The sequence below is a fragment of the Zavarzinia sp. CC-PAN008 genome (assembly GCF_051903925.1).
GTDB lineage: Bacteria > Pseudomonadota > Alphaproteobacteria > Zavarziniales > Zavarziniaceae.
This window is the reverse complement of the sequence record NZ_CP173678.1, coordinates 2540603-2561874: the sequence shown is the minus strand read 5'-3', so window position 1 is coordinate 2561874 and position 21272 is coordinate 2540603. Positions and strand designations below refer to the sequence as shown.

The window sequence follows — 21272 nt, the reverse complement described above, 5'->3', positions numbered from 1 at the left end:
TTGCCCGACCGGTTCGTCCCGTTGCAGGAGTCCGCCCGATGAGTGCCGCCCAAAGCGCCGATGCCGCCCCCTTGCCCAGCCCCGCCATGCCGCCGGGGACCGTCTTCCCGGCCGATGCGCCGATCGCCGCCATCATCGCCGCGATCGAGGAGCACGGCTTCGCCGTCGTCACGCACGCGGCAGACCCTGCCCTGGTCGATGCCGCCAATGCCGACTTCGACCCATACCTGGACAAGGTGCAGCTGGGCCGCACCGACTTCGCCGGGTTCAAGACACGGCGCATCAACAACCTGATCGCCAAGTCACCGGCCTGCGGCCGGATCGCCATGCACCCGGTCGTGATGCAGGTCTGCGACCATTTCCTGCTGCCGCACTGCGTGCGCTACCACCTGCACGTCACCTCGCTCATCGAGCTGGGGCCGGGCGAGCGCGCGCAGGAGATCCACCGCGACCAGTCGATCTATCCGGTCCGCTACCCGGCGCCGCCGATGACGGTCGCCACGATCTGGGCGATGGAGGATTTCACCCCCATCAACGGCGGCACCAACGTGGCCCCGGGCAGCCATCGCTGGGAGCACGAGCGCAAGCCGCAGCCGCACGAGATGGTGGCGACGGTGATGCCGCGCGGCTCGGTGTTGATCTATCTCGGCAACGTCCTGCACGGCAGCGGCACCAACGCGTCGAACGCGACGCGGCGGGCGATGACGCTGCAATACAACCTGGGCTGGCTGCGGCAGGAGGAGAACCAGTACCTCTCCCTGCCGCCGGACGTCGCCCGGACCCTTCCGGTCGAACTGCAGAAGCTGGTCGGCTATGACTTCGGCGGCTCCTACCTGGGCTTCGTGGAGGCGGGCCACCCCCTGGCCCTCACGGGCGAGGCCCCGCACGACATGGCCCGCACCAGCGTCGAGGCGGAAGCGGCCAAGGACCGCGTCGAACTCTTCGACATCGCACCGGCGACGGGTGCCAAGCACACCAGTATCGTCGTCCATCGCGACCCCGCCACCGGCTAGCGGCCCGCGCCGGAGGGGGCTACAGGCGGTCCGCCCCGGCACCGCCACCCGATCAAACGGAAAAAGGGCCGCGGATTGCTCCGCGGCCCTTGTCCCTGCCTTGAAGGGCTGTGGACCTTAGAAGTCCATGCCGCCCATGTCGGGCATGCCGCCACCCGGCATCGGGGGGGCCTTCTTCTCCGGCTTGTCGGCGATCATCGCTTCCGTGGTGATCAGCAGCGAGGCGACCGAGGCCGCATCCTGCAGCGCCGTGCGCACGACCTTGGTCGGGTCGATGATGCCGGACGCCACCAGGTCGGTGTAGACGTTCTTCGCCGCGTCGAAGCCGAACTTGCTGTCGTTCTGGTCGAGCAGCTTGCCCGCGACCACCGCGCCGTCAAAGCCGGCGTTCTCGGCGATCTGACGGACCGGGGCCTGCAGCGCCTTGCGGATGATGTCCACGCCGTACTTCTGGTCGGCGTTGGCCACCTCGACCTTGTCCAGCGAGCGGGTCGCGTAGAGCAGCGCCGTGCCGCCACCGGGCAGCACGCCTTCCTCGACGGCGGCGCGGGTCGCGTGCAGCGCGTCATCAACGCGGTCCTTGCGCTCCTTCACCTCGACCTCGGAGGCGCCGCCGACCTTGATCACCGCAACGCCGCCGGCCAGCTTCGCCAGGCGCTCCTGCAGCTTCTCGCGGTCATAGTCGCTCGAGGTCTCCTCGATCTGCGCCTTGATCTGCGCGACGCGGCCCTGGATCTCGTCCTTCTTGCCCGAGCCGTCGACGATCGTGGTGTTTTCCTTCTCGATCGTGACCTTCTTGGCCTGGCCCAGCATGGCGAGCGTCACGCTCTCCAGCTTGATGCCCAGGTCTTCGGAGATCACCTGGCCACCGGTCAGGATCGCGATGTCTTCCAGCATGGCCTTGCGGCGATCGCCGAAGCCCGGCGCCTTCACGGCCGCGACCTTCAGGCCGCCACGCAGCTTGTTGACCACCAGGGTGGCCAGCGCCTCGCCCTCGACGTCTTCCGCGATGATCAGCAGCGGACGGCCCGACTGCACCACCGCCTCGAGCACCGGCAGCATGGCCTGCAGGCCAGACAGCTTCTTCTCGTGCAGGAGGATGTACGGACGCTCCAGCTCCGTGATCATCTTCTCGGCATTGGTGATGAAGTACGGCGACAGGTAGCCGCGGTCGAACTGCATGCCCTCGACGGTGTCGAGCTCGGTCTCAAGGCCCTTGGCCTCCTCGACCGTGATCACGCCTTCCTTGCCGACCTTCTCCATGGCCTGGGCGATCATGTCGCCGATCTCGCTCTCGCCGTTGGCGGCGATCGAGCCGACCTGCGCCACTTCGGACGAGCCGGAGATGGTCTTGGAATTGGCCTTCAGCTCGGCCACGACCGACGACACGGCGAGGTCGATGCCGCGCTTCAGGTCCATCGGGTTCAGGCCGGCGGCAACCGCCTTCACGCCCTCGCGGACGATCGCCTGGGCCAGCACGGTGGCCGTCGTGGTGCCGTCACCGGCCAGGTCGTTCGTCTTCGAAGCGACCTCGCGCACCATCTGCGCGCCCATGTTCTCGAACTTGTCCGAGAGCTCGATTTCCTTGGCGACCGAGACGCCGTCCTTGGTGATGCGGGGCGCACCGAACGACTTGTCGATCACGACGTTGCGGCCCTTGGGGCCCAGCGTCACCTTCACGGCGTTGGCCAAAATGTCGACGCCGCGCAGCATGCGGTCGCGGGCGTCGGTCTGGAAGCGGATTTCCTTGGCTGCCATCTGATGCTACTCCCTCTTGGCCGCTCAGGCCGCCTGCTTCGCTGCGGACGCGTTCTCGACGATGCCGAGAATGTCCGACTCCTTCATGATCAGGAGGTCCTGACCATCGATCTTCACCTCGGTGCCCGACCACTTCCCGAACAGGACGGTGTCGCCCGCCTTCACGTCGAGCGCCACGAGCACGCCCTGCTCGTTGCGGACGCCAGCGCCGGCAGCAATCACTTCGCCCTGGATCGGCTTTTCCTTCGCGGTATCGGGGATGATGATGCCGCCGGCGGTCTTCTCTTCCGCCTCGATGCGGCGCACCACCACGCGGTCGTGCAGGGGCCGAAACTTCACCATGTTGCCTCTCCAAACGCGCAAATTTCAGAAGCCGCTGTTAGCAGTCTGGTCGAGTGAGTGCTAGCGGCTGGCCGGGTAATTAGGCGCAGGCCCCGCGGAAGTCAAGACTGGGCCATGCAGGATCCGCCCAGGTTCCCGTGACCGCCTGGGGCAGGGCTGCAACACTGGTTCAGCATCACCTCATACCCTATTGAAATCACACGAAACTCAGCCGATAGTCCGCTTCATGTCCTGGCTGAAGGGATCTGACGGCAAGGTCATGAGACGGCGCGAGGTGTTGAAGCTGGCTTTGGGCCTGCCTCTCCTGCTTGAGGCGGGCGGCACCGCGACGGCCCAGGAACTGGGCCGCACGCTGGCGCTTGCCGTCCCTCCGCCGCGGGCCAAGCCGCCCGTCCCGCCGCTCCCCGCCGGTGCCCGCATCGTCCTGGACGCCGGCCATGGCGGCCGCGATCCCGGTGCCATCGGCCTGTCCGGCATCTATGAAAAGGACGTGGTCCTGGACCTCGTCCTGCAGATGGCCCGCCGGATCGAGGCGGAGGGCCGGCACAAGGTCATCCTCACGCGCAGCCGCGACGTCTTCCTGCCGCTGGTCGACCGCGCCATGTTCGCCCACGACCAGAAGGCCGACCTGTTCATCTCCGTTCACGCCGATTCGGCACCCAACCCGATGGCGCGCGGCCTGTCCGCCTATACCCTGTCCGAGACGGCATCCGACGCGCTGGCCGGCGCCATGGCCGAGCGGGAGAACGCCGCCGACTTCCTGGCCGGGGTCGACCTGGGGGCCGCCGATCGTGAAGTGGCGGCGATCCTGTTCGACCTGGCACGGCGGCACAGCCTGAATGCCGCGCTGGAGCGCAAGGCGTTGATCGTCGACGCCGTCGCGGCCGATCTCCGCCTGCTTCAGAACCCCCGCCGGTCGGCCAATTTCGCCGTGCTGAAGGTGCCGGACGTGCCCTCCATCCTGATCGAGACGGGTTTCCTGTCGAACGCCCAGGACGAGGCCCTGCTGGCCGATCCCGCCTCCCGCCGCAGGATCGCAACCACCCTGGCCGACGCCATCGGCTCGGCCGCGATCACGGCCTGAGCCCATGGCTGCCAGCGCCTGGCTCGCGATCGGTGCCGTTGCGGGGGGCCTGGCCGTGGCATTTGGCGCGTTCGGCGCGCATGGCCTGAAGGGCCGCCTGACGCCGGACGACCTTGCGATCTACAACACCGCGGCCCAGTACCAGCTTACCCATGCCCTGGCGCTGGTGGGGGCCGCGCTCCTGGCGCTTCAGCGCAGCAGCCACTGGTCGACGACCGCGGCCGCGCTGTTCCTGGCCGGCATGATCCTGTTCTGCGGCGCGCTCTATACGCTCAGCCTGGGCGGCCCGCGCTTCCTGGGCGCGGTCGCCCCCATCGGCGGCCTCAGCCTGATGGCCGGCTGGGCAGCCCTCGCCATCGCCGCCCTGAAGCCCTGATTCCCCGCTAGGTCCGACACGGTCCCGCGCAGCAGCAGCCTGCGGTGCGGGCCGCCGCGCACAGGCACGGGCAGTCCTGAGCCGATATCCGGCCACAGTCTCACTCTGAACATCGTTTGACTTCCTGGCCGGGCGATCTAGAATTTGGCCATGCGGTCAAAAATCGACCCGGTCGACCTGGGAGGCGACCCTTCACCCGACGCCGTCGCCCCCAGGGGCGCGGGCGGCGCGTCCGCGCCGGAGGCACTGTCGTTCATCGAGGCGGCACGCCGGGCCCAGATCATCGCCTGCGCCATCCGCACCATCGCGGCCCATGGCCTGGCCCAGACGACCCTGGCCAGGATCGCGGCGGAGGCCGGGATCAGCAAGGGCGTCATCTCCTATCACTTCGCCGGCAAGGACGCGCTGATCGCGCAGGTCCAGGCGGCGATCAACGACCAGGCCGCCGCCTTCATCCGCCCCCGGGTCGAGGCGGCGCAGGGCGCCCGCGCGCGCCTGCTGGCCCTGATCGACGCCAGCGTCCGCTACATGGCCCATGACCGAGACGCGATCATCAGCCTGGTCGAGATCGCGACCCACGCGCTGCAGGCGACCGGGCACCTGAACATCGACCCGGCCCCGCTCAACAACCGCGTCGCCCTGCTCGACCGCATGCTGGCCCGCGGCCAGGACGAAGGCGTCTTCCGCGCCTTTTCCGTGCCCGTCATGCGCAACGCCATCATCGCCACGGTCGACGGCATCGCGCCGCTGCTGCGCTGCGACCCGCAGACCGACCTCGACACAATCGCCCGGGAGCTTGTCCAGGTGTTCGACCTGGCGACCCGCAAGGAGAGCCTGCAATGACGACGACCGAAGCTGGCGGCGCCTGGGTGGCGGAAAGCGGCGGCGTGCCGGACGAGACCGGACCCTCGCTCACCGCGCCCAACGTGATCCTGCCCAAGCGGACAAAGGCGCTCTACGGCTTCGGGTCCGTCGCCTATGGCGTCAAGGACGCCAGCTTCAACGCCTTCCTGATGATCTTCTACAACCAGGTGGTCGGGCTTCCGGCCAACCAGGTCGGCTTTGCCATCATGATCGCGATGATCGTGGATGCGGTCAGCGATCCGTTCATCGGCAGCTTCTCGGACCGTCTGCGCACCCGCTGGGGACGGCGCCATCCACTGATGTACCTGTCGGCGGTGCCCGTCGCGATCCTGTTCTGGATGCTGTGGAACCCGCCCGACTGGCAGGGCGGCGCCTTGTTCGTCTACCTGCTGGTGGTCGTGGTCGGCCTGCGTGGCATCCTGGGCCTGTACGAGGTCCCGAGCACGGCGCTGGCCGCCGAACTGACCGGGCTCTATGACGAGCGCACGCGCCTGGTCAGCTATCGCTACCTGTTCGGCATCCTGGGCGGTGGCGTGGCGACCGCGTTCGCCTTCGGCGTCCTGCTGGTGCCGACGCCGGAACAGCCCAATGGCATCCTCAACGCCGACGGCTATCACGTCTATGGCCTGGTCGCGGCCAGCGTGGTCTTCGGCAGCATCCTGATTTCGGCCTGGGGCACGCACAGCCGCATCCCCACCCTGCCCAAGGCAACCGCCAGCGGCCCGGCCAGCATGCGCCGGCTGGGGCGCGAGACGCTGGAGACGGTGACCAACAAGTCGTTCCTGGTGGTCACGATCTCGGCCATGTTCTCGGCGATGGCGGGGGGCCTGAACAACTCGCTCGGCACCTATTTCGGCACCTATTTCTGGCAGTTCACGCCGCAGCAGCTGGCCTCCATGGGCCTGATCTACATCGTGGCGGCGGTCCTGTCGTTCTTCGTGGCGCCCGCCCTGTCGGTCCGCTTCGGCAAGAAGCATGCCGGCATCACGCTGGCCTTCCTGTCGCTGTTCGTGAACAACACGCCCATCGTGCTCAAGCTCATGGGCGTCCTCGACGGCATGAGCCAGGAGGCCCTCCTGGCCTTCTTCATCGGCTTCAGCGTGATCGGCCTGACCTTTGCCTTTGCCTGCCTGATCCTGGTTACGTCGATGATCCTGGACGTGGTCGAGGACAGTGCCATCCGCACCGGCCGCCGGTCCGAAGGCCTGTTCGCCGCGGCCAGCAGCCTGGTCAACAAGACGGTGACCGGCATCGGCATCTTCCTGGCCGGGATCATCCTGGAATCGGTCGCGTTCCCCACCAATGTGGCGCCAGCCGACGTCGACCCCACGATCGTGCGCGATCTGGTCCTGACCTTCATGCCGACGCAGTTCGTGCTCTACTTCATCTCGATCACGTTCCTGTGCTTCTACCGGATCGACCGGAAGACGCACGAGCGCAACCTGGAGACGCTCGCCCAGCGCGAGGCCGGCGTGCCCTGACGCCCTGCTCCTCCACCCCGCGTGCCCCGGCCTGTCCTCGGCACGCTGGGTGCGGGAGGGGTGATCAGGTCATCCCGCTCATGACGAAGACGTGGGACGGGTTGTCGGTCGCGCGCAGGAAGGCCGGGCCGTTCAGGTATTCGATCCCCGCCTTGGTGGCGGCACTGGCCAGGCGCACGTCGGCCACGCCCGAGAGCATCGAGCGGAAGCCCAGATCGCCGGACCAGGCCACGAATTCGGCCAGATCGCCGCGCAGGGCGGCCGAGGATTCCATGCCCTCTGCGTCCACCGACAGGCTGAGCAGGCCCGAGCCGACCAGGGTCGTACCGTCGCCAGGTTCCAACGCGTGGCGGCACATGAAGCCCAGCGTGAACGGCCATACCGTCTGCACCACCTCGCGCAGGCGCGATTGCGGGGTGCCGGGCGCCAGGTCCAGGATCTGCGGCACCAGGCGGCGCTTGGCCTCCTTGGGCAGCAGGCGGGCGGCCGCGACGTACCGCTCGCGGAATACGCGCACCGCCAGCGTCTCCCAGTGCAGCGGCACCATCAGGATCGACCGGGCGCGCACGCCCTCCTTGCTGCGCAGCTGCCGGGCCGCGATGTCGAGCGCCATCATGTCCAGTTCGGCCTGGAAGCGGCCCGTGATGCTGCCATTGGCCGGCGGCACCAGCGGCAGCCCGCCGCGATGGGCCAGCGTCATCTCATAGGCCGAGACGATGCGCTTGCGCGCGTTCAGCGTTGGCCAGTACTGGGCGACGATCTCGCTGCGCAGTGCCTCGAAATGCTTCCGCTCGGCCTCCTCCTCGTCCATCTCCGCCGACTGCAGGCTGCGGATCAGGGTGTTCAGGGTCAGCGGCTCGCCCTCCTGGATCGCCGCGGGATCGACCTTGAGCGCGATGCCGCGGACCGAGACGGAGCCACCCCAGGGCACCGTGCCGCACAGCTTGGACGTAATCTCGGACGCGATCAGGCGGGCGCGCCGCTCCGCCTCGTCCTTGGGCAGGTCGGCAAAGAGGATGACATAGTATTCCTCGTTGACGACCACATAGAGATCGGTCGGGCCGATCCGGTGTTCGATGGCCGCCTCCGCAATGCGGTGGGCCTTGAACTTCATGTCCTCCCAGTCCTTGCCGAACCGGCGCGCCAGGTCACCCAGGCCCAGCATCTGGACGCTGCCGGCCATGAGCGCGTTGACGGCCCGGGCATGGCGCTCGCGGAACTCGACCAGGCGGCGGTTGAAGCCTTCCTGGTCGCGCGGGTCCAGGCGCTGGGCGCTGTCGCTGACCATGTAGTCGGACGCGCGGACGCGGACCGCACCGGGCGTGCCGCCATCGTCGAACAGGTCGGCCGCCTTGCGGAACAGCCTCGTCAGAAGCGCGCTCTTCATCGCCCAAATCCCGGACTGGGGCACGGAAGCTCAGGACAGCCCGATGGAGCAGGGTGCCGCGGGCACGGTTGCCACCGCGTTAACGATGCTGGACCCGCGCGCGGCGCATTGCATCGGGAAAAGGCTGCACGACGCGCCGGGTCCGCTCTAGTGTGCGCCCATGCCAGACCAAGCCAGCCCCCATGGAGCCCTGCCCCGCCTCGCCATCCGCAGGGGGGAGGAACGGCGCGTCCAGGCCGGCTACCCTTGGGTGTTCGGCAACGAGCTTGAGATGGATGCCGGGGCCAAGGCGTTGCCGACGGGCAGCCTGGTCGCCCTGCACGCCGCCGACGGGCGCGCCCTGGGCACCGCCACCTTCAACCGGCATTCGCTGATCTCGGCCCGCGTGCTGGAGCGGGGCGGCGCCACGGTCGATGCCGGGTGGCTGGCACAGCGCCTGGAACGCGCCCTGGCGCTGCGCACCCGCTTCTTTCCCAGCGCGTTCTACCGCCTGGTCCATGCCGAAGGCGACCACATGCCCGGGCTGGTCGTCGACCGCTATGGCGACGTGCTGTCGGTCCAGGCCAACACCGCGGGAATGGACCGCCTGATGCCCAAGCTGGAAGCCGCCTTCGCGGAGGTGCTGGCGCCCGCCACCGTCGTGTGGCGGAACGACGCCAGCGCCCGCGCGCTGGAAGGACTGGAGCGCACGGTGACGGTCAGCGGCCGCCCGGTCGACGGCCCCGTGGTGATCGAGGAGGGCGGCATCGGCTTCGCCGTCGACCCGGTCCATGGCCAGAAGACAGGCTGGTACTTCGACCTGGAATCGGCGCGCACCCTGGTGGCGGGCCTTGCCCGTGGCCAGCGGGTGCTCGACCTCTACTGCAATGCCGGGGCCTTTGCCCTGCGCTGTGCCAAGGCTGGCGGCAGCGTGCTGGGCATCGACGGCTCGGCCTTGGCGCTGGATCTGGCACGGGCATCCGCCGCGCGCAACGGCCTGGCGGCAGAGTTCGCGCAGGCGGATGTGTTCACTTGGCTGGAGACGGCGCCCGCCGGCGCCTATGACCTGGTCATCGCCGATCCGCCCAGCTTCGTGAAGAGCCGCAAGGAGCTGGCCAGCGGCGTCCGCGGCTATCGCAAGCTGGCGCGCATGGCCGCCCGGGTACTGGCGCCGGGCGGCATCCTGTTCATCGCCTCGTGCTCGCACCATGTCGCGGCGGACGCCTTTGCCGAGGAAGTGCGGCGCGGCCTGGCGGCGGCCGAACGCCCAGCGCGCATCCTGGCCGCGGGCGGTGCCGGCCCGGACCATCCGGTGCACCCCGCCTTGCCCGAATCGGCCTATCTCAAATGGCAGGTCCTGGCGCTCGACTGAGCCCGCCAATAGACCTCGCCTTCCCCAGGCTTAAGCTTCAGGATCTGTCCGTGCGCCGGTTGCTCGCTCTTGCCCTGCTCCTGCTTGTTCCGCTCTGCCCGGCGCCGGCGGAGGCGACCGATGTCGATCTTGAACTGGTCCTGGCGCTGGACAGTTCGTCCAGCGTCGACGACCGGGAGTTCGTGATGCAGCGCGCGGGCCTGGCGGCGGCGTTCGCCGACCCGCGCGTGCTGCAGGCGATCCAGGCCGGCCGGCGCGGCGTCATCGCCGTGCTGCTGATGGAATGGGCCGATCCCGAGAAACAGTTGATGATCGGCGACTGGCGCCTGCTGCATGATCAGGCGTCGCTCCTGGCCTTCGCGGACGAGATCGGCGACCGCAAGCGCCGCATCCTGGGCGGCGTCACCTCCATCAGCGGGGCCATCGACCGCGCCCGCCAGGAATGCGAGCGCAACGGCTTCACCGCCGCGCGGCGCGTGATCGACGTCTCCGGCGATGGCCGCAACGCCTCCGGCCGGCCGGTGCAGCCGGCGCGCGATGCGGCGGTGGCCGCCGGGTTCGTCATCAACGGCCTGCCCATCGCCGTCGACGATCCCGGCCTGACCCGCTATTTCGAGGCTGAGGTGATCGGCGGGAATGGCGCCTTCGTCCAGAGCACGCCCGACTACGAGGGCTTTGGCGAGGCGATGCGGACCAAGCTGATCCGCGAGATCGAGGGCACGTTCGTCGGCGCCGGCATCGCCCCCGATGCGCTGCCCGACCGGGCCGGCCAGGCGCGATGGCCCGCCGGCTGATCGCCGCGCTGCTTGCTCTTGCCGCGGCCTTCGCCGCGGGGTCCGCGCGCGCCGCCGACCAGATCGACCTGGCCCTGGTCCTGGCCATCGACAGCTCGACCTCCATCACCACGCAGGAATTCGCGATGCAGCGCCAGGGGCTGGCCCGGGCGCTGAGCGATCCCAGCATCCGCGCCGCGATCGCCGCCGGCCGGCAGGGCCGCATCGCGATCGCCGTCATGGACTGGTCCGGCATGCGCCAGCAGCTGGTCGCGGTGCCGTGGACCCTGGTCGACCCCGATAGCGTCGGCGCCTTCGCGCAAGCCCTGCTGCGGGCCCCGCGCGGCCTCACCTATGGCGGGACGGCCATCGCGCCGGCCCTGGCCCGGGCGACGCGCCTGCTGCACGACGTGCCGCTGCGCCCGGCCCGGCGCGTGATCGACGTCTCTGGCGATGGCGAGCGGACCGCGGGGCCGAAGCCGCGGGAGGCGCGGGACGCAGCCATTGCCGCAGGCATCACGATCAACGGCCTGGCCATCCTGCACGAGGAGCCTGCCCTGCTTGCCTATTACGAGCGCGAGGTGATCGGCGGCGAGCGGGCCTTTGCCCTGCCGGTCGCCAATGGCGGCGACTTCGCCGATGCCATGCGCCAGAAGCTGGTGCGCGAGATCCTGGGAGACCAGATGGCGGACCGCCGCCTTGCCCCGCTGCTGGCGCCCCGTCGCGACTGGACGCTGGCGCCGCGACGGCCGGGCGCGCGCCCGGCATCGTGGCCGCGTGCCCTTGGCCCCGCGTCCGCCGCCTGGCCGGGCGCGGGCGGGCGCCTCTGACGGGCGGGTTCAGCCCTCCGGCGTCACCACCAGCTGGTTGCCGTTGAGGTCGACGATGCGGACGCGCGCACCGGCCGGCTGGTCCGGGCCGACGACGGTCCAGCTGCTGTCGCCGACGCGGGCCCGGCCCGTGCCGTTGACGATGGGCTCGATCAGGACGGCGGTCTGCCCCTTCAGGCTGGCGCCGCGCTCGTTCAGGCCGTCGGCCGCGCGTTCGTTGCCGAAGCGCGACTTCACGAAGCGCCGCGCGACCAGGATCACCAGGCCGGCGACCACGGCAAAGACGATGCCCTGCACATAAAGCGGCGTATCGGGCAGCACGGCGACCAGGCCGCCGACCACGACGGCGCCCACCGCCAGCCAGGCAAAGGCGACGCCGGGCAGGAACGCCTCCAGCGCCACCAGGACCAGCGCCAGCGACCACCAGTGCCAATAGCTGATCGTCTCGAACATGGCCGTGGCCTCAGGCCTTGGGCCGCTGCCAGGGCCCGTCGCCGCCGGCGGTGGCCTGCTTCGTCAGTTCGGCGATGCCGGCGACGGCGCCCATGACGCCGGAGGAATCGAGCGGCATGAAGGTGATCTTGTTGTTGGGCGCGGTACCGATGTCCTTCAGCGCCTCCACGTACTTCTGCCCCAGGAAGTAGTTGACCGCAGACAGCCCGCCATTGGCGATCGCCTCGGACACCGCCGCCGTCGCACGGGCTTCGGCGACGCCCAGCCGTTCACGGGCCTCGGCATCGCGGAAGGCGGCCTCCTTGCGGCCCTCGGCCTCCAGGATGGCGGCCTGCTTCTCGCCCTCGGCCTTCTTGATCGCGGCTTCCCTGTGGCCCTCCGCCTCCAGGATGACGGCCCGGCGCTCGCGCTCGGCCTTCATCTGCCGGCCCATGGAGATGACCATGTCCTCTGGCGGGGCGATGTCCTTGAGCTCGACACGGGTGACCTTGACGCCCCAGGGGGAGGTCGCCTGGTCGATGATGGCCAGCAGCTTGTCGTTGATCTCGGCCCGGCGGCTCAGCACCTCGTCCAGGGCCATGGATCCCAGGACCGAGCGGATGTTGGTGATGACCAGGTTGATCATCGCATTGCCCAGGTCGTTCACTTCATACGCTGCCTGGGCCGGGTTCACGATCTGATAGAAGGCGACGGCGTCGCAGGTCACGATCGCGTTGTCGAGCGTGATGACCTTCTGCGACGGCACGTCCATCACCGTCTCCTGTGTCGACAGCTTGTGCCCGATCGAATCGATGATCGGCATGATGAAGTTCAGCCCGGGCTTCATCGTGTGGGTGTACCGGCCGAAGCGCTCGACCGTATAGGCCCAGCCCTGGGGCACCGACTTCACGCCCAGGAAGATCAGGCCGACGACGACGGCGACCAGGATCAGTACGAACGTCCCCAACGCATCCATTGCAATGTCCCCCCGCCGGCTGCGTCGGCCCGGTCCACCCCGCCAGGCGTCCAACCCGCAGGTCCGGCCAATCGTGGCGCCAGTCTAGGGGGCGACGGCCGATTGTCCATAAGGCGACGCGGGCGCGCGTGACGCCGGTCACCGGGCGCGGAGATCCCCTTCCAGGATGCGGGCAAGCCGGCCCACCGCCTGGGGCATCGCCTCCACCTCGACCGCGCCGAAGCCCAGTTGCACGCCGGGCCAACCGGCCGGCCCCGTCCAGGTCCGCGACAGGGCGGGCACGACCAGCCCGGCCGCCGCCGCCGCGCGTTCCACTGCCCGGTCGTCGCTATCGGCTGGGGACAGGCGGCCCGCCACCTGCATGCCGATGGCGCTGGGCAGCAGGTCCAGCCGTCCGCCCAGCGTCGCGCCGATCGTGGCCCGCAGCGCCTCCGCCCGCTCGGCATAGAGCGCGCGCATGCGGCGGATGTGCAGGGCGTAGTGGCCCTCGCCCAGGAACAGCGCCAGGGTCGCCTGGACCGGCATGGCGACGACATGGCCCAGGTGGCCGCTGGCCACGCGAAAGGCATCGACCAGGCCGGGCGGCACCACGCAATAGGCGGCGCGCAGCCCCGGCGCCAGCGTCTTGGCAAAGGTGCCGAGGTAGAGCGTGCGACCATGCGCGTCCAACCCCTGCAGGGCGGACAGTGGCCGGCCGGCATGGCGGAACTCGCTGTCGAAGTCGTCCTCCACGATCCACGCGCCCAGCCGCTCGGCCGCGGCCAGGACCTCCAGCCGCCGCTCCAGGCTCATCGTCATGCCCAGCGGGTACTGATGCGACGGCGTCAGGTAGATCAGGCGTGGCCGCGTGCCCGTGCGCAGGCCCGCCGCCGCGTCCAGGCCCTGGCCGTCGACCGCGACCGGCGCAAGCGCCAGGCCAGCACCCAGGAAGGCCACGCGCGCGCCGCGATAGCCGGGCTCCTCCAGCCACACCGTGTCGCCGGGATCGGCCAGCAGCGTGGCCAGCAGCGACAGCGTCGCCTGCGTGCCCGTGGTCACGATCACCTGCTCCGGGTCCGCCACCACGCCGCGCGCCGCACCCAGGTGCTCCACGATCGCCCGGCGCAGCGCGGGCAGGCCGCCGAACTGGCTATAGGCAAGGTCCGAGGGCGCAAGGTCCGCCAGGCCCCGGGCCGCCAGCCGCGACCACAGCGCCCTGGGAAAACGGTCCAGCGCCGGCACGCCGGGGGCGAACGCCATCTGCGGGCGCAGGGGGCGGGCCTCGCCCGCGATGGTGGCGCCGCGGCGGGACAGGGCCGCCGCCCCCGCGGCACCGCCGGTCCCGTCCCGCGGCAGCGGCCGGGCGGCCATCGGCGCCACCCGCGTACCGCCCCCAGCGGCGCCGGTGACATAGCCCTCGTCCGCAAGCTGCGCATAGGCGGCCATCACCGTGTTGCGCCCCACACCCAGGTGCCGTGCCAGGGCGCGGCTGGGCGGCAGGCGCGCGCGGCTGCGCAGGTGGCCGTCCAGGATCGCCCGGCGCAGACCGTCATAGATCTGCAGGTTCAGCGATCGCCCGCCATCCCTGTCCAGCACCAGAAGGTCCAGTTCGACCGCTGCCTCGTCCATCTTGGCCCCGTCGCATCTGCGCTCTTGGCTCTCACGATGGGGCCATCAGGCACGCCAGGATCGCGGCACGCAATGCCCGTCATGTGAGCCCATGTCGATTGCCGAAGCCGCCCCGTCCCATCTCCCGCCGACCGAGCGCAGCCGGGTGCGGCGCCTGCCCAAGCGCGGCAGCCACGACCTTGCCCGCATCAACGCCATCCTGGACGAGGGGCTGGTCGCGCATGTCGGGTTCAGCGTGGGCGGCCAGCCCTTCGTCATCCCAACGGCCTATGCCCGGATCGGCGACACGGTGATGATTCATGGCTCCGTCATCAGCCGCATGCTCCAGACCCTGGCGCAAGGGGTCGAGCTGTGCCTGACCGTGACGCTGCTCGACGGCCTTGTCCTGGCCCGCTCAGGCTTTCATCACTCGATGAACTACCGCTCGGTCGCAGCCTTTGGCCGGGCCAAGTTGGTTGAGGATGCCGCGGCGAAGGAAGCGGCGCTGGCCGCCTTCACCGATCGCCTGGTGCCTGGGCGCTGGGCAAGCCTGCGCCCCACGACGGAGAAGGAGCTGAAGATCACCACGGTGCTCTCCCTCCCCCTTCTCGAAGCCTCGGCCAAGGTGCGGGAAGGCGGTCCGATCGACGATGACGAGGACATGGCCCTGCCGATCTGGGCCGGTGTCCTGCCCCTGGCCATCGCGCCGGGGCCGGTCGTCCCCGATCCCCTGGCGCCATCAGCCCAGCCGGTGCCGTCGGCGGTCGCGCACTGGGCCGCCACCGCCTCGCGCCGCTGAAGCGTTCAGCCCTCGGCCGGAACCGGCGCGGCGGGACGCGCCGCCTGGTCGCGCACGGTGCGCAGGATCTCGTCCGACAGGGCGGGGTCCGTCACCCGCGACAGGACCAGGGCGCCCACCGCGGCGGACAGGCCGGCAATGACCCGGGCCCGCTCCTCGGCACTGGCGCCCTCGCCCTCCAGCAGCGCGATCAGGTTGACGACCCCGTCCCCCAGCCGCGCCTTCAGCTCGTCCGGGCCGCGCGCCACCTCGCCGGCCAGGGCGGCGATGGCGCAGCCCGCCTCCGGCGTGTCGCGATGCGCGCGCGAGACATAGGACTTCAGGAACGCGGCCAGGCGGTCCCCCTCCGCAGCGCTCAAACGCTCACGCAAGGTCCCGCGCGAGCCGGCCATCGCCTCGCCCACCGCTTCCGCGACCAGCGCATCGCGGGACGGGAAATGGGCATAGAAGCCGCCATGGGTCAGCCCCTGGGCGCGCATCAGCTCGGCCAGCGCCACGCCGGACAGGCCCCGCTGCCGCAGCTGGCGGGCGGCTTCCCCCACGATCCGCGCGCGTGTCTGTTCCTTGTGGCCTTTGGCGTACCGCATATGCCTCACCGTCAGATTTCGGACATAATACCATATGGGTGACGGAGCGTCATGCCGCCAGCATGCCCATGCGGTCCCGCATGGCGCGGCCGATTGAACCTGAAGGGCCGATCGCTAATATCCGCCGCGCAACGGCGGTCGCCTGACGCGGCACCCCATGGCAGGATGACCGTCGCCCGAATTCATGCGCGCAAGCCCCGCGCCCAGCCAGGACCCATGCCCATGTCGTCGCCGCACAATCCGCAGTCCGATCTCGCCCGGGCGGACGCGCCCCAGCCGCCCGAGGTGATCGAGGTTGAGGACCTGATCGTCTCCTGCGACGGCGGCGGCGGCGCGCTGGGCCATCCGCGGGTCTATCTGAAGCTGGAACATGGCCGTGTCGAATGCGGCTATTGCGACCGCCAGTTCGTGCTGAAGCCGGGTGCCAAGCCGCACGGCGGGCACTGACGCCGGTGAGCGAGGCAAGCGTGGTCGACGGCGAAGGAGCGGCCCCTGAGGACCAGGCACCGCGCCATCTCTATCTGGTCGACGGGTCGGGCTACATCTTCCGCGCCTATCACGCGCTGCCGCCGCTGACGCGGGCCGACGGCACGCCCGTCAATGCCGTGCTCGGCTTCTCGATGATGCTGGACCGGCTGCTGGAGGAACGCTCGAACGGGGACCGGCCCAGCCACGTCGCCGTCATCTTCGACGCGGGCAAGACGACGTTCCGCAATGCGCTCTATGACCGGTACAAGGCCAACCGGCCGGAGCCGCCGGAAGACCTGATCCCGCAGTTCCCGCTGATCCGCGACGCCGTGCGCGCCTTCAACGTGCCGTGCATCGAACTGCCGGGATACGAGGCGGACGACCTGATCGCGTCCTACGCGACCCAGGCGGCGGGGCAGGGCATGGCCGTCACCATCGTCTCGTCCGACAAGGACCTGATGCAGCTGCTGGACGACCGGATCGAGATGCTCGACCCCGTCAAGAACCGCCGCTGCGGCCCCGAGGGGGCGCTTGAGAAATTCGGGGTGACCCCGGACAAGGTGGTCGACGTGCAGGCCCTGGCGGGCGATTCGGTGGACAACGTTCCCGGCGTCCCCGGCATCGGGATCAAGACCGCGGCCGAGTTGATCAATACCTATGGCAGCCTGGAAGAGCTGCTGACCCGCGCGCCCGAGATCCGCCAGCCCAAGCGGCGCGAATCGCTCATCACTTTTGCCGAACAGGCGCGGCTGAGCCGCCGGCTGGTCGAGCTGGACCGCGCAACGCCGCTGCCGGAACCGATCGCCGACCTGGGCGTGCGCCAGCCCGATCACGACCTGTTGGTGCCGTTCCTGGAGGCCAATGGCTTCCGCGCCCTGAAGACCAAGGTTCTGGCGCGGGTCGGCAATGGCGGGACCGCCGCCACCCCGGCCCCCCTGCCCGCCGCGCCCGCAGCCGGCACCGCCCGGCCGGCGGCGAAGATCGAGGCCGCCCGCTACGAGACGGTGACGGAGCTCGGCGCCCTCGACGCCTGGATCGCCGCGGCGACGCGGGCGGGCAAGGTCGCCTTCGATGTGGAGACGACCTCCCTCAGCCCGATGCTGGCGGAACTGGTCGGCTTCTCCCTCTGCGTCGAGGCGGGCCACGCCTGCTATGTGCCGCTCGCCCATCGCGCCAATGCCGAGGGCAGTCTGGCGCTGGACGAGGCGACGCCGCAGCAGGTCCCCTTTGCCGAGGCATTGGCCCGGCTCAAGGTCCTGCTGGAGGACCCGGGCGTCCTCAAGATCGCGCAGAACGGCAAGTACGACGCCACCGTGATGGCCAGCTATGGCATTGCCGTCGCGCCGCTTGAGGACACGATGCTGGTGTCCTACGTGCTGGAGGGCGGGCTGCACGGCCATGGCATGGACGAACTGGCCAAGCTGCACCTGGACTACACCCCCATCACCTTTGCCGAGGTGACGGGCCGCGGCGCCCAGCAGGTCACCTTCGATCGCGTGCCGATCGACAAGGCGACGGCCTACGCGGCCGAGGATGCAGACGTGACCATGCGCCTGCATGACGTGCTGCGCCCGCGCCTGCTGGAGCAGCGTCTGGTCAGCGTGTACGAGACGCTTGAGCGCCCCCTCCTGCCGGTCCTGCTGGAGATGGAGCGCACCGGGATCGAGGTCGACCGCGCCGAGCTGAGCCGCCTGTCCACCGACTTCGGCGAACGCATGGCAACGCTGGAGGCCGAGGCGCACCAGCTGGCCGGCCGGCCCTTCAACCTGGGCAGCCCCAAGCAGCTGGGCGACATCCTGTTCGGTGAGATGGGCCTTCCCGGCGGGACCAAGACCAAGACCGGCGCATGGGCCACGGGGGCCGACGTGCTGGAGCAGCTGGCCGAGCAGCAGGGCCACCCGCTGCCCCGCGCCATCCTGGGCTGGCGTCAGCTGTCCAAGCTGAAAAGCACCTATGCCGACGCCCTGGTGACCCAGATCAACCCCAAGACGGGGCGCGTCCACACCTGCTACTCGCTGGCCTCGACCACCACGGGGCGGCTGTCGTCGAACGATCCCAACCTGCAGAACATCCCCATCCGCACGGAGGAGGGGCGCAAGATCCGCCGGGCCTTCGTCGCAGGTCCGGGCCATGTCCTGGTCTCGGCCGACTACAGCCAGGTGGAACTGCGCCTGCTGGCCGAGATCGCCAAGGTCGAGGCCCTGGCCGAGGCCTTTGCCAAGGGCACGGACATTCACGCGCTGACCGCGTCCGAAGTGTTCGGCGTGCCGGTGGAGGGGATGGACCCGATGGTCCGCCGCCAGGCCAAGGCGATCAATTTCGGCATCGTCTATGGCATTTCGGCCTTTGGCCTGGCCAACCAGCTGGGCATCCCGCAAGGCGACGCGCGCAGCTATATCGACGCCTATTTCCGCCGCTTCCCCGAAATCCTCCAGTACATGGACGAGACCAAGCGGTCGGCGCGGGACAAGGGCTATGTCGAGACGATCTTCGGCCGGCGCTGCCACATCTTCGGCATTACCGAGAAGAACCCGGCCAGGCGCGCCAATGCCGAGCGGGCGGCGATCAACGCGCCCATCCAGGGCTCGGCCGCCGACCTGATGCGGCGCGCCATGATCCGCATGCCGGGCGCCCTTCGCGATGCGGGGCTGAAGGCGCGCATGCTGCTGACCGTGCACGACGAACTGGTGTTCGAAGTGCCGGAGGACGAGGTGGAGCAGACCAAGGCGACAGCCGTCCGCGTGATGAGCGGCGCCGCGGCCCCCGTCCTCAACCTGGCCGTCCCCCTCGTGGTCGAAGCCGGCCACGCCCGCTCCTGGGCCGACGCGCATTGATGGCCGATCAGCGCGACAGCACGCCTTCCCCCTCACCCCAGGCGCCGCCGTGCTCCGTCCCCCGTGCGCAGCACGGGGGAGGGCCGGGGTGGGGGCGGGACGCAAGCTTTCAGGCGCTGCCGCACCCCCAACCCGCGGGATACCGCCCCCACCCAACCCTCCCCCATCGCTTAGCGACGGGGGAGGACTTCCTTTCGGCGCTTGGATGAACACGCCAACCACCTGGGCCTGGGCCTATTCGGATCGGTTGAGCGCCCGGCCGGGCGAGACCGTCGCACTGCATGCGGCGGGCACGGGCGGCACGGCCAGCCTGGAGGTTGCGCGCGTCGGGCGGGAACGCACGATCGTCCTGAGCCAAGGCGGAATCACCCTGGCGCCCCATGCCGTGCCGGAGCAGGTGCACGTCGTCGGCTGCGACTGGCCCGTGGTGGCGGAGATCGCTGTCGGCGACTGGCCGTCGGGTTACTACGACATTGTCCTGACCGCTGCGGACGGGACCCGGGCGCGCCACATGCTCTGCGTGCGCGCCACGGCACCGCGGGCGCGCGCCGTGCTGGTGCTCAGCACGAACACGTATCACGCCTACAATTCCTGGGGCGGGGCCAACACCTATGCCTGGATCGGCGGGCCCCATCCGGTGCCGGTGCCGGCCGACGCCGCACTGCACAGGGTCGCGGCCCGGCTCTCCACCCGGCGGCCGTTCTCCGCCGGCATCCTGAAGCCCGCCTCGCCGCTGCACCGCCTGGCGAACCCCGACCGGCGCGGCTTCATGGAGCGGGCGCAGGCCGGCGAACTGCGGCACGAGGCCAAGGCCGGGGGACTGGGCTGGGACGCGCCGGCCGGCTTCCTGGACAAGTGGGAGCACGCCTTCGTCGCCTGGGCCGAGGAGGCCGGCTACGCACTGGACTACCTCACCGATGCCGATGTTGAGCGGGCAGGCACCCTCGACGGCTATGCCGTGGCGCTATTCGTGGGCCACTCCGAATACTGGTCCTGGCCCCAGCGGATGGAGGTCGAGCGCTTCGTCGATGGCGGCGGCCGGGCCGTCATCCTGTCCGGCAACACCTGTTATTGGCAGTGCCGGTTCGAGAATGACGGCGCCACCTTCGTCGCACACAAGGCCCGGGCCGAGGATGAGGATCCCGTGGCCGCGGACCCGGCGCGCCGCCACCTCACCTCCGGCCTGTGGTCCAGCCCCTGGATCGCGAAGCCGGAGGCGGAACTGACGGGCCTCAGCTTCCTGTTCGGCGGCTATCACCGCTTCGGCAATTGCGTGGCCCGCGGCGCCGGCGGCTACACCGTCTGGCGGCCGGAGCATTGGGCGCTGGCCGGCAGCGACCTCGAATATGGCGACCTGTTCGGCGACGAATGCCGCCTGGTGGGGTACGAGAACGACGGCTGTCCGCTCACCTTCGGCGAGGATGGCCTGCCCCAGCCGGTGCCGCGCCTGGGTGTGCCCGCAAACCTGGAGATCATCGCCACGGCGCCGGCCACCCTGTTCGAACGGGGCGCCTCGCCCTATTCCGGCGCCGTCCCGCCAGAGGCGCCGCAGAACCTGGCGCGCGCCCTGACCGGTCGCGACGGGCCGGACGTCCGCGCCCGCCTGGTGCGCGGCCATGCCGTCCTGGCCTGCTTCGAGCGGGGCCAGGGATCGGTCTTCAACTTCGGCACCACCGAATGGGCCTATGGCCTGGCCGCCGGCAATCCCTTCGTCGACCGCATCACTCGCAACGTCCTCGACCGCTTCGGCGCGCGCTGAGGCCTATTCCGGATCGCCCAGCTTACGCCGCTCGGCGCGCACCTCGCGCGTGATGCGGGCGACCTGGAACTCCCACCACAGGCGGTTCACGAAGTCGATCACCACGCCGATGATCACCAGCACCATGTTCAGCGGCAGCGCGCCGAACACCTGCGCGATGTGGCTGGAGCCCAGATAGATGCCGATGAAGCCCAGGAAATCGCCGATGCGGATCGGGGTATAGGCCGAGAACAGCGCGATCGTCAGGTCGAAGCCGAAGAGCAGGACGCCCAGCAACGCGATCACCAGTCCGATTCGACGAAACATCCGGCCCGCTTCCCTTGCTTCCGCTGCACCACTGAATCGCAAAGCGGGCGCCGCCGTCCACATTAAACGCAGGCGCCGCGCGGGTGACGCCATGCCGACGCCGCAACCAAGGCCTGCCTGCGACACCTTGACGACACGAAGGCGCTCTTCTAGGTGTTGTGACGAACCGCATTGCGGCCCGTGCCGGGACTGAAGTCATGCCGGCATCGTGGCGGGCGGGCCGGACTGCCGAAGTCGGGTCGACTGCGCGGCCCTTTGCGAACGA

The 21272-nt window shown here is 69.9% G+C and carries 20 protein-coding genes; 12 read left to right on the top strand and 8 right to left on the bottom strand.

Annotated features, from left to right (window positions below; all coding sequences use genetic code 11):
* Window positions 1-38: 38 nt before the first annotated feature.
* Complete coding sequence (locus ACI6GS_RS12045; RefSeq protein ID WP_439813692.1) at window positions 39-1013, top strand: phytanoyl-CoA dioxygenase family protein; 975 nt, start codon at window positions 39-41, stop codon at window positions 1011-1013.
* 117 nt (window positions 1014-1130) lie between these two features.
* Here the strand turns inward: ACI6GS_RS12045 and groL are convergent, their stop codons facing one another.
* Window positions 1131-2771, bottom strand: a complete 1641-nt coding sequence (groL, locus tag ACI6GS_RS12040; protein WP_439813691.1) for a chaperonin GroEL — start codon at window positions 2769-2771, stop codon at window positions 1131-1133.
* A 24-nt stretch (window positions 2772-2795) separates the two neighbouring features.
* Window positions 2796-3110 (bottom strand): co-chaperone GroES, encoded by a 315-nt coding sequence (groES, locus tag ACI6GS_RS12035; RefSeq protein WP_439817957.1) that lies wholly within the window; start codon window positions 3108-3110, stop codon window positions 2796-2798.
* A gap of 262 nt (window positions 3111-3372) precedes the next feature.
* Between groES and ACI6GS_RS12030 the strand changes: the two genes are divergently transcribed.
* The 4 genes from ACI6GS_RS12030 to ACI6GS_RS12015 all read left to right on the top strand — a co-directional run bounded on the left by ACI6GS_RS12030 (window position 3373) and on the right by ACI6GS_RS12015 (window position 6918).
* A complete protein-coding gene (locus ACI6GS_RS12030; RefSeq protein ID WP_439813690.1) occupies window positions 3373-4197 on the top strand; it encodes an N-acetylmuramoyl-L-alanine amidase family protein in 825 nt (274 codons plus the stop codon).
* A gap of 4 nt (window positions 4198-4201) precedes the next feature.
* Entirely contained in the window at window positions 4202-4573 is a 372-nt protein-coding gene (locus tag ACI6GS_RS12025) for a DUF423 domain-containing protein (protein WP_439813689.1), read from the top strand.
* A gap of 150 nt (window positions 4574-4723) precedes the next feature.
* Window positions 4724-5416: a TetR/AcrR family transcriptional regulator gene (locus tag ACI6GS_RS12020; protein WP_439813688.1), complete on the top strand. Its 693-nt coding sequence runs from the start codon at window positions 4724-4726 to the stop codon at window positions 5414-5416.
* Window positions 5413-6918, top strand: coding sequence for an MFS transporter (locus ACI6GS_RS12015; RefSeq protein ID WP_439813687.1), 1506 nt, complete (start codon window positions 5413-5415; stop codon window positions 6916-6918). Before ACI6GS_RS12020 ends, ACI6GS_RS12015 begins: the two co-directional genes overlap by 4 nt.
* A 64-nt stretch (window positions 6919-6982) precedes the next feature.
* Here the strand turns inward: ACI6GS_RS12015 and ACI6GS_RS12010 are convergent, their stop codons facing one another.
* Complete coding sequence (locus ACI6GS_RS12010) at window positions 6983-8305, bottom strand: hypothetical protein (RefSeq protein ID WP_439813686.1); 1323 nt, start codon at window positions 8303-8305, stop codon at window positions 6983-6985.
* Window positions 8306-8465: 160 nt separating this feature from the next.
* Between ACI6GS_RS12010 and ACI6GS_RS12005 the strand changes: the two genes are divergently transcribed.
* The 3 genes from ACI6GS_RS12005 to ACI6GS_RS11995 are packed head-to-tail and all read left to right on the top strand — an operon-like array spanning window position 8466 to window position 11259.
* Entirely contained in the window at window positions 8466-9656 is a 1191-nt protein-coding gene (locus ACI6GS_RS12005; RefSeq protein ID WP_439813685.1) for a class I SAM-dependent rRNA methyltransferase, read from the top strand.
* A 50-nt stretch (window positions 9657-9706) separates the two neighbouring features.
* Window positions 9707-10450, top strand: coding sequence for a DUF1194 domain-containing protein (locus tag ACI6GS_RS12000; protein ID WP_439813684.1), 744 nt, complete (start codon window positions 9707-9709; stop codon window positions 10448-10450).
* Window positions 10435-11259 carry a DUF1194 domain-containing protein gene (locus tag ACI6GS_RS11995; protein ID WP_439813683.1) on the top strand — a complete coding sequence of 275 codons (825 nt, stop codon included), beginning with the start codon at window positions 10435-10437 and terminating at the stop codon, window positions 11257-11259. Before ACI6GS_RS12000 ends, ACI6GS_RS11995 begins: the two co-directional genes overlap by 16 nt.
* Window positions 11260-11268: 9 nt before the next feature.
* On the opposite strand, the gene ACI6GS_RS11990 is transcribed toward ACI6GS_RS11995, so the two are convergent.
* The 3 genes from ACI6GS_RS11990 to ACI6GS_RS11980 form a co-directional block, all read right to left on the bottom strand.
* A complete protein-coding gene (locus tag ACI6GS_RS11990; protein ID WP_439813682.1) occupies window positions 11269-11712 on the bottom strand; it encodes an NfeD family protein in 444 nt (147 codons plus the stop codon).
* A 10-nt stretch (window positions 11713-11722) separates the two neighbouring features.
* The gene (locus ACI6GS_RS11985) at window positions 11723-12667 is read right to left on the bottom strand and encodes an SPFH domain-containing protein (protein ID WP_439813681.1); all 945 of its coding nucleotides are present in this window, start codon (window positions 12665-12667) and stop codon (window positions 11723-11725) included.
* Window positions 12668-12805: 138 nt separating this feature from the next.
* A complete protein-coding gene (locus ACI6GS_RS11980) occupies window positions 12806-14275 on the bottom strand; it encodes a PLP-dependent aminotransferase family protein (protein ID WP_439813680.1) in 1470 nt (489 codons plus the stop codon).
* Between the two features lie 91 nt (window positions 14276-14366).
* Here ACI6GS_RS11980 and ACI6GS_RS11975 point away from each other — a divergent pair, with 91 nt between their 5' ends.
* On the top strand, window positions 14367-15053 hold the full coding sequence (locus ACI6GS_RS11975) for a pyridoxamine 5'-phosphate oxidase family protein (protein WP_439813679.1): 687 nt from the start codon (window positions 14367-14369) through the stop codon (window positions 15051-15053).
* A 5-nt stretch (window positions 15054-15058) separates the two neighbouring features.
* Here ACI6GS_RS11975 and ACI6GS_RS11970 read toward each other — a convergent pair whose 3' ends face one another.
* Window positions 15059-15640, bottom strand: coding sequence for a TetR/AcrR family transcriptional regulator (locus tag ACI6GS_RS11970; protein WP_439813678.1), 582 nt, complete (start codon window positions 15638-15640; stop codon window positions 15059-15061).
* A gap of 222 nt (window positions 15641-15862) precedes the next feature.
* Between ACI6GS_RS11970 and ACI6GS_RS11965 the strand changes: the two genes are divergently transcribed.
* The 3 genes from ACI6GS_RS11965 (at window position 15863) to ACI6GS_RS11955 (ending at window position 20701) form a co-directional block, all read left to right on the top strand.
* Entirely contained in the window at window positions 15863-16087 is a 225-nt protein-coding gene (locus ACI6GS_RS11965; RefSeq protein ID WP_439813677.1) for a zinc-finger domain-containing protein, read from the top strand.
* A 5-nt stretch (window positions 16088-16092) separates the two neighbouring features.
* On the top strand, window positions 16093-18942 hold the full coding sequence (polA, locus tag ACI6GS_RS11960) for a DNA polymerase I (protein ID WP_439813676.1): 2850 nt from the start codon (window positions 16093-16095) through the stop codon (window positions 18940-18942).
* Window positions 18943-19147: 205 nt separating this feature from the next.
* Complete coding sequence (locus ACI6GS_RS11955; RefSeq protein WP_439813675.1) at window positions 19148-20701, top strand: N,N-dimethylformamidase beta subunit family domain-containing protein; 1554 nt, start codon at window positions 19148-19150, stop codon at window positions 20699-20701.
* 3 nt (window positions 20702-20704) lie between these two features.
* Here the strand turns inward: ACI6GS_RS11955 and ACI6GS_RS11950 are convergent, their stop codons facing one another.
* Entirely contained in the window at window positions 20705-21007 is a 303-nt protein-coding gene (locus tag ACI6GS_RS11950) for a hypothetical protein (protein ID WP_439813674.1), read from the bottom strand.
* Window positions 21008-21272: the final 265 nt, after the last annotated feature.